10 protein-coding genes are annotated in these 15,068 nt (G+C 42.6%); 2 read left to right on the forward strand and 8 right to left on the reverse strand.

Annotation, left to right across the window (positions count from 1 at the left end; all coding sequences use genetic code 11):
• The first annotated feature begins 97 nt into the window (after positions 1 to 97).
• Complete coding sequence (locus tag ADP71_RS09955) at positions 98 to 1,540, forward strand: dihydrolipoyl dehydrogenase (protein WP_104932100.1); 1,443 nt, start codon at positions 98 to 100, stop codon at positions 1,538 to 1,540.
• Between the two features lie 120 nt (positions 1,541 to 1,660).
• On the opposite strand, the gene ADP71_RS09960 is transcribed toward ADP71_RS09955, so the two are convergent.
• From ADP71_RS09960 to dusA, 8 genes are all read right to left on the reverse strand, one after another.
• Entirely contained in the window at positions 1,661 to 2,347 is a 687-nt protein-coding gene (locus ADP71_RS09960) for a hypothetical protein (RefSeq protein ID WP_171461129.1), read from the reverse strand.
• Between the two features lie 131 nt (positions 2,348 to 2,478).
• On the reverse strand, positions 2,479 to 2,859 hold the full coding sequence (locus tag ADP71_RS09965; RefSeq protein ID WP_171461130.1) for a PH domain-containing protein: 381 nt from the start codon (positions 2,857 to 2,859) through the stop codon (positions 2,479 to 2,481).
• Between the two features lie 96 nt (positions 2,860 to 2,955).
• Positions 2,956 to 5,448 carry a dynamin family protein gene (locus tag ADP71_RS09970; protein ID WP_171461131.1) on the reverse strand — a complete coding sequence of 831 codons (2,493 nt, stop codon included), beginning with the start codon at positions 5,446 to 5,448 and terminating at the stop codon, positions 2,956 to 2,958.
• Between the two features lie 136 nt (positions 5,449 to 5,584).
• Positions 5,585 to 6,025: an FKBP-type peptidyl-prolyl cis-trans isomerase gene (locus ADP71_RS09975; RefSeq protein ID WP_171461132.1), complete on the reverse strand. Its 441-nt coding sequence runs from the start codon at positions 6,023 to 6,025 to the stop codon at positions 5,585 to 5,587.
• 413 nt (positions 6,026 to 6,438) lie between these two features.
• The gene (locus ADP71_RS09980; protein WP_155970349.1) at positions 6,439 to 8,160 is read right to left on the reverse strand and encodes a CapA family protein; all 1,722 of its coding nucleotides are present in this window, start codon (positions 8,158 to 8,160) and stop codon (positions 6,439 to 6,441) included.
• Between the two features lie 204 nt (positions 8,161 to 8,364).
• Positions 8,365 to 10,578, reverse strand: a complete 2,214-nt coding sequence (locus ADP71_RS09985; protein ID WP_104932107.1) for a TonB-dependent receptor domain-containing protein — start codon at positions 10,576 to 10,578, stop codon at positions 8,365 to 8,367.
• Between the two features lie 209 nt (positions 10,579 to 10,787).
• Positions 10,788 to 12,971 (reverse strand): TonB-dependent receptor domain-containing protein, encoded by a 2,184-nt coding sequence (locus ADP71_RS09990; RefSeq protein WP_171461133.1) that lies wholly within the window; start codon positions 12,969 to 12,971, stop codon positions 10,788 to 10,790.
• A 278-nt stretch (positions 12,972 to 13,249) separates the two neighbouring features.
• Positions 13,250 to 14,257, reverse strand: a complete 1,008-nt coding sequence (gene dusA / locus ADP71_RS09995; protein ID WP_026353337.1) for a tRNA dihydrouridine(20/20a) synthase DusA — start codon at positions 14,255 to 14,257, stop codon at positions 13,250 to 13,252.
• Positions 14,258 to 14,319: 62 nt separating this feature from the next.
• Between dusA and ADP71_RS10000 the strand changes: the two genes are divergently transcribed.
• Positions 14,320 to 14,949: a trimeric intracellular cation channel family protein gene (locus tag ADP71_RS10000; RefSeq protein WP_104932109.1), complete on the forward strand. Its 630-nt coding sequence runs from the start codon at positions 14,320 to 14,322 to the stop codon at positions 14,947 to 14,949.
• Positions 14,950 to 15,068: the final 119 nt, after the last annotated feature.

A 15,068-nucleotide genomic window follows, 5' to 3' on the forward strand; every position in this document is an offset into this window, starting at 1 on the left:
CCTTTTCAAGGCTGTTCAGTTGATGATTTTGACAGCAGAATCATCAACTCGACGGCTTTATCAAGCCATTGATTGAACTTTAATAAGGACAACTCACATGAAACAAATTCAAGCAGATGTCGTCATCCTCGGCGGCGGTTCGGCTGGCATGGGTGCGTTCCGCTCAGCTCGCAAATCAACCGACAACGTTTACATCGTTGAAGATTACAAATTTGGTACCACTTGCGCCCGCGTTGGCTGCATGCCATCTAAATTGTTGATTGCGGCTGCCGAAGCTGCCCACCATCCGAAACACACTGCTCAATTTGGTGTTCATGTGGAAGGTGACATTCGTGTCGATGGCAAAGCGGTGATGGATCGTGTACGCTCTGAGCGTGACCGTTTCGTAGGCTTTGTAGTAGAAGACGTGAACGAGTGGCCAGAAGACAAACGCATTTTGGGCAAAGCCCGTTTTACCGATGCCAACACTGTTGTTGTGATCAACAACGAAGGCGAAGAAACCCAAATCACTGCCAAACGTGTCGTGATTGCCACAGGTTCACGCCCTATCGTCTTGCCACAATGGGAAGCATTGGGTGATCGTTTGATCATCAATGACGATGTGTTCTCTTGGGAAACCTTGCCTAAATCAGTAGCTGTATTCGGCTCTGGCGTGATTGGCTTGGAATTGGGTCAAGCTTTGGCACGTTTAGGCGTAGACGTTCATGTGTTTGGTTTGGGCAATTTGATTGGCGGCGTGTCTGACCCTAAAGTGGCTGACAAAACCTTGGAAATCTTCCACCAAGAATTGACCATGCATTTGAATGCCAAAACCACGGTTGCTTTGAACGCAGCAGGCAATGTGGTGGTGTCTTACGAACAAGATGGCGAAACAGGCGAATTTGAAGCCGAATATTTGTTGGCTTCTATCGGTCGCAAACCAAACACCGACAACATCGGTTTGGAAAACGTGGCTGGTTTGGAATTGGATACGCGTGGCGTACCTGTTGCCAACCGTTTGACCATGCAAACCAACGTACCGCATATCTTCATCGCGGGCGATGCCTCTAACCAATTGCCATTATTGCACGAAGCCTCTGACCAAGGCGTGATTGCAGGCACGAATGCAGGCGCATTCCCTGTGATTACCGAAGGCTTGCGCCGCAGCGCCATTGGCGTGGTGTTCTCTGACCCACAAATCATGAGCATCGGCTTGAAATACGCACAAGTGGCGGCTCAATACGCTGAAGGCGAATTTGTTGTCGGTGAAGTGTCGTTCCACAACCAAGGTCGCTCGCGTGTGATGGGTGTGAACCGTGGCATGATGCGTGTTTACGCTGAACAAGGCACAGGCTTGTTCTTGGGTGCTGAAATGGTCGGCCCTGCGGCTGAACACATCGCTCACTTGTTGGCTTGGGCTCACCAACAACAAATGACTGTTCCTGCTATGTTAGACATGCCTTTCTACCATCCAGTCATCGAAGAAGGCGTTCGTACCGCTTTGCGTGATGTGAATGCGAAATTGGTTTTGGTAGCACAAGAAGAAGCGGTTGAAGCTTAATCTTAGATTGGGTTTGAACTGATTATATGAAGAGCGGCCTGTAAACTTTACAGGCCGCTTATTTATCAAGATCTACTGAACAAAGAGTCTTTTGTTTCATGAATGCTCACTCTTAGCTCCTTAAAGAATATTTTTTTCTTTTTTAAATTGCGTAATAATCGGTTCTAACTCAGCTTTGCAAAAGTCGATGTATTCACTTGTTAAACCATGACTTCCTGATGGATGAGGCAATCCAACAACAGTACATTGTGTAAACTTATTAATATACGCCAATGGTTTGCCTTCATATCCCTCCATTCTAATCGCTCGTAATGGTTCAATTTGATCACCCATAATCGGTGTAAATTGATCCCATACTTTCTGTGATCGAAGAACTTTTGTTAGTAATTGATTACCCATAAACAAAATAACTTTGGGTTGTAATATTGTGACATGCTCAATGAAATTGGCAATATTTTCATCTTTTAAGTAGTAGCTAATTTTTTTACTTTTAGGACTTGATCCTAATGCCCAATTAGTTTGAATAATACATTTGTCAAAATCATCTCCTAAACCATTTTCATTTAGAGGATGTCCCCAAATTGAAAACCATGTTCTGATTTTTTTATCATATCTCACCCAAGTATGTGCTATCTCACCGTAACGCAATGACTTATTAGAAAATGTACAATCTTTTGACATATCAGGGACAATCTCTTCACCTCCATTTTTACTATCTTCTTCACCATAATCATAACCACAAATCATTAAACCTTCTTTATCATTAAACCCTTCAAATAAAGCATTTCCTAGATTTAAATCAGTCATTACCACTCCCTATCTAAACTATTTGAAATTAAAAATTATTAATAATACATATTTTTTTAAAAATAAACGCCCTGTAAAACCTTACAGGACGCTTTCAAACACACATTCTATCTACATCAAATCACAAAAAATCACAAACCCAACACATATTTAGCCAAAGCTTTTTGCGCTTTCAAAATGTCGCCGCCACGACCAAATTTGGTTTCGATTGGGTCGACGCGTCCTGAAACCCACAATTTCAATTCCGATTCCAAATCAAACGTGCCTGCCGATTCAATCGAAAACGTGACAATGTTTTTATAAGGAATGCTCAAATATTCGGTTTTTTTGCCCGTCACACCTTGTTTGTCGATGAAGATGACACGTTTGTTGGTCAACACCAAAGTATCACGCAACACTTGATACGCACTGTCGACCATTTCGCCATCTGCCAAAATTTGCGCCAAAGCCTCTTGCCATTTTTCGCTTTTCGCCTCACTGGCATTGCCCATCAAGCCACTAAACAAACTCATGTTTCATCCTTTCGCATTCATCCAATACAGATGATATTACCTATAAAAAAGCGTCCTGTAATCTTTTTACAGGACGCTTGCAGCACGATACCAAGCTTAAATATTAAAAGCTTCTTTAATAAATTGAATGCGACCTTCGACCTTGAAGTTCTGCTTGGCAATTTGATTGAGCTTGTCTTTGCGACGGGCTTTTTCTTCGTACGGCAATTTTTCGTTTTCAATCGCTTGTTGCAACTCATTGAGCAAGCTGTCTACTTGCGCTTGAATGCTCACTGCGTATTCATCAATGCTGCCCGATTTCACACCCACGTCAAACTCTGCTTCACTGATAATAGGCTTAATGACGCGAGTATAAATGGCTTCGGCAATTTGACCTGAAATCTTCACCAAATCAACTTGATACAATTCATATTCCACATCATCCGTACCCCAATCAGCAGAAAAAGGCGTTGCCGCAGCACGTTTGACCCAACCCCAAGCGCCCGATTGCTCGATGACTTTGGTACGCATTTCGCTTTTCACAGACGTTTGCTTGAATTCAATTTTATTCACCGAACGCGGTGTCATCGCAAAATGGCTAGGCAACGTCACTTTTAGATCAATGCCTTCATTCGAGAATTTGCGTTTAATGCTGTCAAACGATTGGCGATATTCTTCTTGAATCTCTTCCAAGCCTTGCTGCATGATGCCCAAATGCGTTTGCACCGCTTGAGTTGCATGGTCGTTTGCCATCACCGATAAGCTCAATGTCACATCGTTCATCATTTCAAAGAACGCATCTTTGTCTTGTGCCGACACGGTCAAGATTTTAGAGGTCAATTGATTCTCGCGGCTGTCCTCGCTGGCTGCCAATTGCGCAGCAGCTTCACGGCGCTTGTCTTTAGAAGAAGACACTTCGCCCTCTTCGCCCTCGCCTTTATTGCCTTTGAACATGCGCAAAATCTTAGGCAAACCCGAAGCTTCACGGTATTTTTGCTGTGCATCCAACAAATTTTTGTCCATCTCTGAACTCAATTTGGCAATCGCACGTTGGGTTTGGCTTTCTACGTCAAAAATAATCCGTTGCGCGCTGCGGTTCAAATCTTTTTTCAGTTTCGCCAAGCTGTCTTTGAACTCGTGGGTGAGCTTCTTAGACAATTCATTCACTTTCTTCTGATCTTGCTGCATTTGCACGATGGCGGCTTTAATGCGCTCCAAATCCTGCTCATTGAGCTCAACTTGGCGGCTGAAATAACCATTGATACTGAACACGTTTTTAATGTCGTTAAACACTTTGTCCACATCAACCAAAGCCGAACAAATTGCCAAATAAGGCGCATTGTCGTTGGCGCTGACGATCACTTGCTCCACAGGCTCTTTGATATTCGAACGCTCAAGCAAACGCTCAATACGGCGGTAAATGGTCTTCTCGCTGTATTCTGCCCATTCTTCTTCGTCAATCTCACCAAACGCTTTTTTGGCAAAGTCGGCAACCCAACTGGATTCTACATAAACAGGTTTTTCACGATATACACGCATGTAATTGGACAAACGATTGGCCAAATACGCGTCTTGCGCAGAAATCGGATACACACGATCAATTTGAATACGCCCTGCCAACAAATCCGATGCCACCAATACTTTGGTCATGCGCGCATCGTCAGCATTGGCATTTTTTTGGTCAAATTTGTTCACAAATGTGTACAAACGACTTTGGTCAATTTTTGGAATCTTGCTTAATTGATCACGAACTTCAGCCTCAGCTTCAGACTTCAATTGCGTGTAATCCAAAACCAAAACCACTGCCGAGCTGCGACGCAATTGCTCTTCGAGCATCACTTTCAATTGCGGCTGTTTCGCTTCATTCGGCCCTGGCGTATCAAGCAACATCAAGCGGCCTGAACTCGGTCCTGCATTTTTCAGATAATCAAATTCAACTTCAATAATCGGCAATTGGTGAATGTCACGGTAACTAGAAAACGGAAACTCGACGCCCATTTCCAAAGCTTCAGACAAACGCACCAAATCATTGAAATGCGACAACACATTGAAAACACGCTTAGCACCAGTGCTGTTGTTCTCAAAACGCACGCCTTTTAAAACACCCATACACAATTTTTGTAACTCAGGCTGCAAGTTATCAATCGACTTGGTATTGAGTTTTAAATATTTGTGAACTTGTTCAAGAAAATCGTTAATAGGATGGTTATTGAAGGTAATTCTAGGCTCGGTTTGACCTTTTTTATGACAAATCAAAGTCGGAATCGCCGTCATCGGACGATTGCGATTGGGCATGATTTCTTTGCCAACAATGGCATTGATGGTGGTCGACTTACCTGCCTTCATCGTACCAACAATCGCCAAAATCACATCAAAATTTTGTAACTTGTGTTTTTCACCTTCCAACAGCTTCACCATCTCAGGCAAATGCTTGTCGTCAATCATCAAGTCATGGTTTTCTTTGTGAAACGGCACCAAACCCAAGGCAGTCATTTCGTGCAATAGACTGATTTGGTGGCTCAATACGCGGGTCAACTCATCTCTAAATGCCAACAATTGCTGTGGGTTGTAATTGTTGCTTGGAGCTGGCTGTGTGTGTGTGGTAGTCATAAGCGTCCTTTTTCATGAGACGGGTGTTGTATGGCGGCTATCTTAACGGAATATCATTCTCTTAATATCGATTTAAATCAAACGGCATGCATCAAAAAAAGCGACCCGTAAATAGATCGCTATTATAAGTTTGTCATTATGACGATACAATCTCAAGTAACTCTAATTCAAAGATTAACGTTGAATTAGCACTGATTTCTTTCGATTTATGTTCATCTTTATACGCTAATTCCGATGGAATATACAAGACCCACTTGCTGCCAACAGGCATTAATGGCAATGCTTCTTGATAACCTTGAATCAACTTATTCACTGCAAAAGTTGCTGGCTGACCACGATTCACCGAGCTGTCAAATACTTCACCTTTTAAATTTTGACCATGATAATGACACACTACTTTATCTGCCAGAGTCGGTTTTGAACCAGTACCCTCAATCAAAACAAGGTATTGCAGACCCGAAGGTAAGACGTTCACGCCTTCTTTTTGGGCATTTTCAGCCAAAAAAGCTTGACCTTCTTCTAAGTTTTTCAAAGCTTGAGCCGCTTTCTTTTTGGCCAATATTTCAGCAACTGACATCGTTATTCCTACAAAAAAACTAAACACCGCATTATAACAAGATGTGAATAGCCGCTTCAGATTCACATTTAGATTTTCTGCATACCGCAGCCAAACACACCGAATAGTTACTGTGACATACCGCCTCACAAACCGTCATGATTCATATTGATACATTTTCAAATTCATACTCAAACCCAACAAGCAATCTACTCAATCACTAAGCATTTTTGCCATTTTATAATGAATACATATAGCCTAAAATTCACAACCTTGATTTAATAGATTTTTTTGAATAAAATAGCATCATCTTTCACAACATTTGTTTTTATATGAGTACCTTAAAAAACCGTTTTTCTCATTCATCTACCACTCAAAACCATTCTCATAACATGACATCAGACGCTCATCATGACGATGTCCATCAACCTCCATCATCCCCAATGCGCTGGTGTTTGCCTTGGCTGACATTTGGCAAAGCGTTCATGGCTGTGTCCGAACAGCGCCGCCCGAACCGATAAACTGTCATCACACCAATATTGCCCTTGTGCCATTTGTGGGATTTCTGCTTTAGACTGGTGTACATGTTCCAAACGCTGACCTAAATCAATATCGATATTGCTATAAGGCTGCATTTTCGCCACGATGCGTTTTTGCGTGACATCATCGGCCCAAACCGGTTGGTAATTGTGCGTCTTGTTCGTATCAGACACTGCCAATGGCAAAGGCAATACTTCCGTGGCGACCAATTGATTGCCATTAAACTCCAATTGCAATTGCACCATTAAGCTGTCTTTATCAGATGGATTGCGGTTGCCGCCAAACACAAAATTGGCCAACGAATACACAATCACGCCTTGCTTATACTGCTCTACACCTTGTACGACGTGCGGATGATGCCCCAAAACGGCATGAAAGCCTTGGTCTATGGCATAACGCCCTAAGGCTTGCTGCGTGGCATTTTGTTGGTATTCTCGCTCATTGCCCCAATGAAACGACATGATGTAATAATCAATTTTTTCTTGCTTAAAGAAAGCCAAAGCTCTGTCTACCGATTTTTTACCTTCCTGCACATCCCAACCTTTAGCCCCAGCCATTGCAATGCGCTTGCCTTTAATTTCATATATTTGGTAATGCTCATAACCAAATGCTTGAATGCCGCTGTGTTTTAAGGTCGCTAAAGTATCATCCAAACCTTGTTGCCCATAATCATGGCTGTGATTGTTCGCCACATTCACCGCTTCAATTGAACCGTGTTCCAAAATTTGAACCAATGCAGGTTTGCCTTTGAAAGCAAATTGCTTTGGCGTCGGCACATTCGCTTCGGTTAACGGCCCTTCTAAATTGGCAATGCTCAAGTCATCGTGCGCCAACACATCAGCCACATTTTCTAGGAAATAACTAGAGCCATATTGCTGCCAATAATGTGGCAACAAAGCAGTATTGTCTTGCCCCAAATGACTGCCCAAAGTCATATCGCCCACAGCCGTAATCGTAATCTGGGTTTTCTCCACAACATGGAAGCTGCTAGAAGAAAATGGCGGTAGAAAATCATGTTTGAGGACAATAGGCGGTATTTGCGGCTGCCAAGGTTGCATATACAAAGTCGCTGCAATCACCGCAGTCGACAAGCCAAACCACAGCCACCGATTTGGAAAAAATGGTTTGTCTTGCCAAACATCGTTAATGACGGCATTTTGAATTGGTAAACGTCCTGTATCAGACAGCACTACAATTTTTGACTCTGGTGAAAAATGTTGCTGCCAATGCACATCATAATGTCCACGCAATCTTGGATTGAGCAACCATTTGCGCACCAGCAACCATTCTTGCAAAGACAATTCGCCCCATTTGGCTTGCAATGCTTGGGCAATGTCTTGGCGCGAAGCTGCAGCCGATAAATTCAATTTAGCATAAGCATCCCATCGAGCAATGTTGATTTTTTCAGGCGCTAAAGGATGATGATGTAAGAAAAAATCATATTGTCGTCTTGCCATATCGCTGAGCAAATAATGCTTGGCGGCTTCTAAAATAGGCGCAGGCAATAATTTCGCTTGAGCATGTTGCCCAATCACATTGGCAACTTGCTCAGAATGGGTTTGTGCAGGAATTCCCAATAGAATATAGAAATTGATTTGCTTAAAATCGATCGTCAAGCCTCGCACCTGTCATTATTAAAATTTAATGTCATTTAATTATATGCAAATAAACTAAGCAAAACATCTGTTTCATATAGATTAAATCTAAATATTTGTTTCAATATGAAAAATCAATCTATTCAACGTGTTTTAAAACCCATAAAAAAGCGTCCTGTAAACATTTACAGGACGCTTGATTCCAACCTATTTGTATTCAAACCATTAAAAATCGTAAGACACCGACAACCACAAATTGCGACGCTCAATGAATGTGCCCGCAATGCTTTGTGCCGTATTAGAATACATATAAACTTCTTCAGGCTGACCGTTGAAAGTGTATTTGGCAGTTTCATCAAACTTGCGGTCAAACAAGTTATTAATCGAAGCTGACACTTTCAAATTGTCAGTAAAGCGATAGCTACTACCCAAATTGAATACTGTATAGCCTTTTAATTTGTTACCCGTAGCATCCCACATCGCTTGGTTGGCAGCAGATTGGTCTTTTTTATCGCCTTGGAAACGATTGCGGTCGGCTTTGTATTCACCTTCAAACCAAATTTTCCAACGCTCGTTCACATTGTAAGCAGTATGCAAATTCAAGGCATGACGTGGCGCGCTCACCAATTCTTGACCTCTATTTTCGCCTGAAGTAATTTCGGTTTTCATCCAAGTATAAGCACCTTTCACATACCAATCTTGGGTCAAATTCACACGACTAGACAATTCAAAACCTTTGGTTTCTGCCTCGCCCACATTGTAGCTTTGACCAATGGTTGCTTGAGCTGGGAAATCAGCCAATAGATAACAGTTTGACGTATTGTTAACAGCACAATTATCAACCGTGGTGCTTTCAATTTTGTCTTTGAATTTGTTCAAAAATGCCGTACCCGTCACATCGAAACGCTCGGTTGCATAATTGGCGCTCAATTCAAAATTGGTGGATTTTTCAGGTTTCAAATGTGGTGAACCCACAGTCACAGTTCGACCTTGACCACTCCAACCATTGATGCCTGCATGCAAAGAATTGCTGGTTGGCACTTTGTAACCTGTACTCACACCGCCTTTTAAAGTCAAATTGTCAGTTGTGTTCCAAACCAAATACGCGCGTGGCGTAAAATGACCACCAAAACTGCTGTGATCTTGATAACGCCCACCAACAGTTAAACCCAAAGTTGGCAAGATTTTCCATTGGTCTTCAACGAACATCGCCCAAGAATCTTGGGTGAATTTCACATCTTTACCTGCCGCCAAATCCACCGTTTCATTGTCTGAATATTCAGCACCCACCACCAAATTGTGATTGCCCAATTCGGTTTGGAATTGCGTATTGATGGTCAAATCTTTGTTGGTCAAAGTACGGTCTTCGCCATTAAAACGGTAAGAATCGTCTTTGGTCGTCCAACCGTAAGGCATGGTACGACCACGCGTTTCGGCTTCCGATTGCATCACGTAGCTCTTCCAAGTGCCTGCTTCAAACTCAGAGGTATGACCCAAAGCGTATTGCTCTTTAATCGAAATAATCGCATCTTTATAGCCACTGGCACGCAAACCAGATGGCAAACCTGGACGAGCTGGAGGCAAATTTGGTTTGTCCAACGTGCCCATGCGATTGTCTTCATTGCTATAACGTTGGCGCGAACGATTCAAATCCAACCACAATTCATGGTTTTCATTCAAATTGAAACTTAATTTGGTACCAATATCGTAGTTTTCAGACTCACCCGGACGCGGGTCACGACCTGTACCTTCTGTCATCATGCGCTCAGCATCACCACGGTCAAAATATTTACCACGCAATTGAATGCCGATTTTGTCTTGCACAATCGGACCGCTGGTAGAAAAACCAATTTGGCGGGTATTGCCACCTTCATGTTGGTGCAAAATGGTTTCAGCAGCAATATTGCCGCCCCATTCGCCTGAAGATATTGGTTTGGTAATGATATTAATCACGCCCCCCATCGCATCCGAACCGTACAAAGTAGACATAGGGCCACGAATCACTTCAATGCGCTGAATTTGTGATACAGGCGGCATAGAACCAATGGCAGTATCACCCACACCATTAGGTGTGATAGAACCAGAAGTATTTTGACGGCGACCATCAATCAATACCAAAGTGTAATCCGCAGGCATGCCACGCAATTGCACATTCAAACCACCTGTTTTATTCACACCATTGCGAATGTCTACACCCGGAATACCAGCCAAAGCTTCAGCCAAATTGCTATGGCTTTTTTCTTGTAATTCTTGTGCAGTCAACACAGTGATGCTAGCAGGGGCTTCTTTGATGCGTTGAGCCGTACCCGTAGCAGTCACCACCACTTCGCCCAAATCGGTATCGGCTTCATTGCCCACTGCATCATTGGCAAAAGCAGGCACTGACAATGCCGCTAAAACCAACACAGATAATTTTGAATGTAAAAAATGCTGACGCATGACAGACTTTCCCCCTAAAGGTTAAATATTAGACCCAACACGTTAAATTTCGTTGTGAAGTATAAATGATAGTCATTATTAATATCAAACTTAACTGCTATTTATTCTAATAATGATCCCCTTTTACCAACAGTTATTACTCTAATTTCATTAAAAAAAGCCTCCTGTAAGGTTTACAGGACGCTTGATATGTTGATTGAAATGTATCGTTAGAAACGAGCAGTCACACCCACGAAGAACGTACGACCTTCGATAGAATGGTAGTCTGCTGAAGCCGATTCGTCTTTTTCAGGCTGCTTATTAAACATATTGCTCACACCACCGCGCACAGTGAAATTGTCTGATACGTTGTAATTGGCATTCAAACCAAACGTCCAATACGCTTCCAAAACATCAGGCGTAGACACTTCGGTTTTGTATTGAGAACCTGTGTAACGCGCGTTCGCACCCAAATTCAATTTGTCATTCGGCGACCACAACAAATCGGTGTTATAAGCAAACTTAGGCGTATCAATCAAAGGCTGATCGGTTTCTTCATTTTTGGTTTCAATGAAGTAAGTAGCATTGTGTTTCCAAGACCATTGATCGTTAATATACCAAGTCAAAGAACCTTCCAAACCACGAATCACCGCTTCATCAGCATTGTCCACTGCGGTATACCAAATACCATATGGATAACGGCTTTGGAATGCAGGATTGATATCGCTGCTTGGTGTGTGTTTCACAGGTTTGGTAATTAATTTATTTTCAAAATTAGTATGGAAATACGTCAAGCCTGCATTCAATTTTTCATTTTGGAAATTGAAACCAAACTCATAGTTGGTTGATTCTTCTGCTTTGGCACTCGGGTTACCCGTTGAGTAACAGTTAACAAAACCAGTCAAACTGTTAGAGCTGCGGAAGCCATTAGGATTGGTTTGTGCATCGTAGCGACCAAATTGGGTGTTACAACCACTGCCGCGAGAGCCTGTTGCAAAACCTGCTGCCGTTTGCACCAAATCAGGCGCACGGAAGCCGCGTGAAATACCGCCTTTTAACGTCCAATTGTCGGTCAAATTATAAACTGCATAACCACGAGGTGAGAATTGTGTACCGAAACGGCTGTCATCATCCAAACGACCACCCAAAGTCAAATTGAATTTGTCAGTCAATTTCATCGTGTCTTCTACAAACAATGCCCAAGATTTGCCTTCAACATTGGTATTGCCTGTGTGGTCTTGACCATCAACAGATGGCGCACCATTAGAATTGATGCCCAAAGTACGCGTGTTGGTCAGTTGTTCTTTTTTCCATTGACCACCCACAGTCAAATTGTGCTCAACGCCGAATTGAAATTGGGTATTGATTTTACCGTCAATTACTGTTTGTGAGTTTTCTTGGTCAGTTGGTGACAACACGCCACCGATTTCAACCATTTCATTAGGCTTTTCAAACTCATTGCGGTACACACTCAAAGCACTGCTGCCCCATGCGTATTCGCCTTCCCAAGCAGCACCATAACGACGTGTCACAGTGGTGTCTTTTTCACCTTCGCCACCCAACCAAAATTCACTGGTATCGGCGCCTTCTGCATATGTTGGATTGGTGCTGATTTGTTTACCATAAGTACCAAACACATCCAAAGTGTGACCTTCTACGATTTCCCAAGACAATTTACCATCGATGTTTTGGTTTTTAATGCCTGTGGTTGAATCAGCGAAATCATCGCCCTGTAAACCACTGTCCGCATCACGCTGGGTTTGTGCCACAGTCAAACGTGCACCCAAGTTTTCCAAAATCGGACCAGCTACTGTCACAGCGGTTTGCACTGTATCGCCTGCGGTGCTGTCAGATGGTGCTTTGTAATTGACTGTTGCAGAGCCTGACCATTCTTGTGGAATTTTTTTAGTGATGATATTCACCACGCCACCCATCGCATCCGAACCATACAAAGACGACATTGGGCCTTTCACTACTTCAATGCGTTGAATCGCTTCAGGGCTAATCCAATCCAAATCTTGGCGTGCCAAGTCAGGACGATAAGACACTCGCGAAGAATTGCCAATGCGGCGACCATCAATCAAAATCAAAGAATATTCAGATGGCAAACCACGCAATTTGATTTTGCTGCCTTCAGCATTCAAACCTGTACCACCGCTGACACCCGGCTCTTTACCAATCAATTCACCAATAGACGTCACAGGCTGGCGTTTGATTTCGGTTTCTGAAATCACCGAAATGCTCGCAGGCGCATTTTTAATGTTCACGCCAGAACCGCTGGCAGTCACCACAATTTCGCCCAATTCAGTATCGGCTTCTTTGGTTGCTACTGCAGGTTCGTTGGCAAAAGCACTGGTTGCAAAAGCGGCCAGTAAGGTCGTATACAAAGTAGTGTGTAAAAAACGTTGGTGCATGACAGACATTCTCAATTTTGGATAAAAAAAATATGGATCAAAAATAATGGATTAACCAAACATTACGAATTATAAATGATAGTAATTATGAATATCAATTTAATTTGTGATTATTTTTTTAAAAAATATTGATGAAATATACTAAATTATTATCTTTATTAAACTTTCATGCTCATAAAAACCCAAAAAGCGTCCTGTAAAATTACAGGACGCTTTTTTAAATATCTTTTTTATTTTCAATATATTGAAATGGTTCAAAACCCAATATTGTCAAAAATTTAAGCTTGGAGAACACCCACAGCCATACCAGCTTGTTGCAATAAATCTGCGTTGTTTTGTCCCAATAAAGATGCATCTGATAACATTCGACGCCATTGTCGCGCGCCATTCATACCATGACTCAAACCCAAATAATGACGTGCCATATGGCGCAATAAGGTACCTTTATTGGCTTGAATATGCATATTGGCATAATCATGTAACACAGGAATCAGATTTTCCAAGCTCATGATTTCATGATGATCATCATAAAATAGCGCATCCCATTGTGCCATCATTGTCAAAGGTTGATGGTAAGCCGCTCGCCCAACCATCACGCCATCAACATGTTTTAAATGCTCGGCAATTTGTTCATTATCGGTCACGCCACCATTAATCAAAATTTCCAAATCAGGAAAATCACGCTTCAATTGGTAAACATAATCGTATTTTAATGGCGGGATTTCGCGATTTTCTTTAGGGGACAAACCCTTAAGCCATGCATTGCGCGCATGGACAATGAATGTTTTACAGGACGCTTGCTCTGCCAAATGCCCAACAAAATCACGCACCACACTGTAATCTTCTTGCTGATCCACACCGATACGGTGCTTGACCGTGACATCAATGTCGACCACATCTTGCATCGCTTTGACACCATCAGCAACCAAACCCACTTCATTCATCAAACACGCGCCAAATGCGCCTTTTTGCACGCGCTCGCTTGGGCAACCGCAATTAAGGTTCACTTCATCATAACCATATTCTTCAGCAATTTTGGCACATTGCGCCAAATCCGCCGCATCTGAGCCACCCAATTGCAAAGCCACGGGATGTTCGCATTCATTGAACGCTAAAAAACGCTCACGGTTACCATGAATCAACGCACCGGTGGTCACCATTTCCGTATACAACCACGCATGGTGGGTAATTTGTCTGGCCATGTGACGGTAATGGCGATCGGTCCAATCCAGCATGGGCGCCACAGACAAAGTGCGCGGTGGCAGTTTTTTCGTTGTCATCTGCATCTATTTTTCGAAAAAACGTTTATTATACTAAGTTTTAGCACATTTTCGCAGTAAGTCTTTTCATGAATGCAACAGATTTAATTGGTTTGATGGGCACAGCCGCCTTTACCATCTCAGGCTACCTCGTTGGCTACCGCAAAGGCCTTGATTTATTGGGCGTGATCATTGTCTCGCTGTTAACCGCTATTGGTGGCGGTATCATTCGTGACATGTTGATTGGTCGCCTGCCTGCGGTTTTCACCAGCAATACCTCTTTAATCATGATTGCCATCACTTTGATTTTGGCAATGGTCTTTCACCTAGCCAAGCGCGAGCAACGCATTTTATCGTGGTCGTTTTACATCGCTGACGCCATTGGCTTGGTCGCCTTCAGTATTACAGGTGCACAAATTGGCTTGTTATATGAATTAAATTTGTTTGGCGTAGTGAGTTTGGCTTTTGTGACTGCCGTTGGCGGTGGCATGGTACGAGATACTTTGGTCAACGAAGTGCCTGAAATCTTAACCGAAGGCATTTATGGCACCGTAGCAGTATTGATTGGCTTGTTTATGTTTATGCTCGACACCGTGGCCTATTTGAATGCTTGGACCTTGTATTTCATTGCCAGCTTAGGCTTGATTTTACGCTTGTGGGCAATTGTAGCCAAAATGAATTTGCCAACTTTGCAAAAAAAATCAGATTACAAAAATTAACAATTATTTTTTGAACCGACTTCAATCTGTTACGTCTATGCTATACACATTAATCTTGGTCTAGGTAATGTGGATTGTAATCAGACGTTTTCCTGTAATGCCTTTGCCATTTAATCCTC

Origin of the sequence: Vitreoscilla sp. C1 (assembly GCF_002951955.2) — a bacterium.
In the GTDB taxonomy this organism is placed as follows: Bacteria; Pseudomonadota; Gammaproteobacteria; order Burkholderiales; family Neisseriaceae; genus Vitreoscilla; species Vitreoscilla stercoraria.

What these genes read in the sequence shown, in the direction of transcription:
- ADP71_RS09975 (WP_171461132.1), bottom strand. Translation starts at nt 6,025, where the DNA reads ATGTCAGTTGCTGAAATATTGGCCAAAAAGAAAGCGGCTCAAGCTTTG.
- dusA (WP_026353337.1), bottom strand. Translation starts at nt 14,257, where the DNA reads ATGCAGATGACAACGAAAAAACTGCCACCGCGCACTTTGTCTGTGGCG.
- ADP71_RS09970 (WP_171461131.1), bottom strand. Translation starts at nt 5,448, where the DNA reads ATGACTACCACACACACACAGCCAGCTCCAAGCAACAATTACAACCCA.
- ADP71_RS09955 (WP_104932100.1), top strand. Translation starts at nt 98, where the DNA reads ATGAAACAAATTCAAGCAGATGTCGTCATCCTCGGCGGCGGTTCGGCT.
- ADP71_RS09990 (WP_171461133.1), bottom strand. Translation starts at nt 12,971, where the DNA reads ATGCACCAACGTTTTTTACACACTACTTTGTATACGACCTTACTGGCC.
- ADP71_RS10000 (WP_104932109.1), top strand. Translation starts at nt 14,320, where the DNA reads ATGAATGCAACAGATTTAATTGGTTTGATGGGCACAGCCGCCTTTACC.
- ADP71_RS09960 (WP_171461129.1), bottom strand. Translation starts at nt 2,347, where the DNA reads ATGACTGATTTAAATCTAGGAAATGCTTTATTTGAAGGGTTTAATGAT.
- ADP71_RS09965 (WP_171461130.1), bottom strand. Translation starts at nt 2,859, where the DNA reads ATGAGTTTGTTTAGTGGCTTGATGGGCAATGCCAGTGAGGCGAAAAGC.
- ADP71_RS09985 (WP_104932107.1), bottom strand. Translation starts at nt 10,578, where the DNA reads ATGCGTCAGCATTTTTTACATTCAAAATTATCTGTGTTGGTTTTAGCG.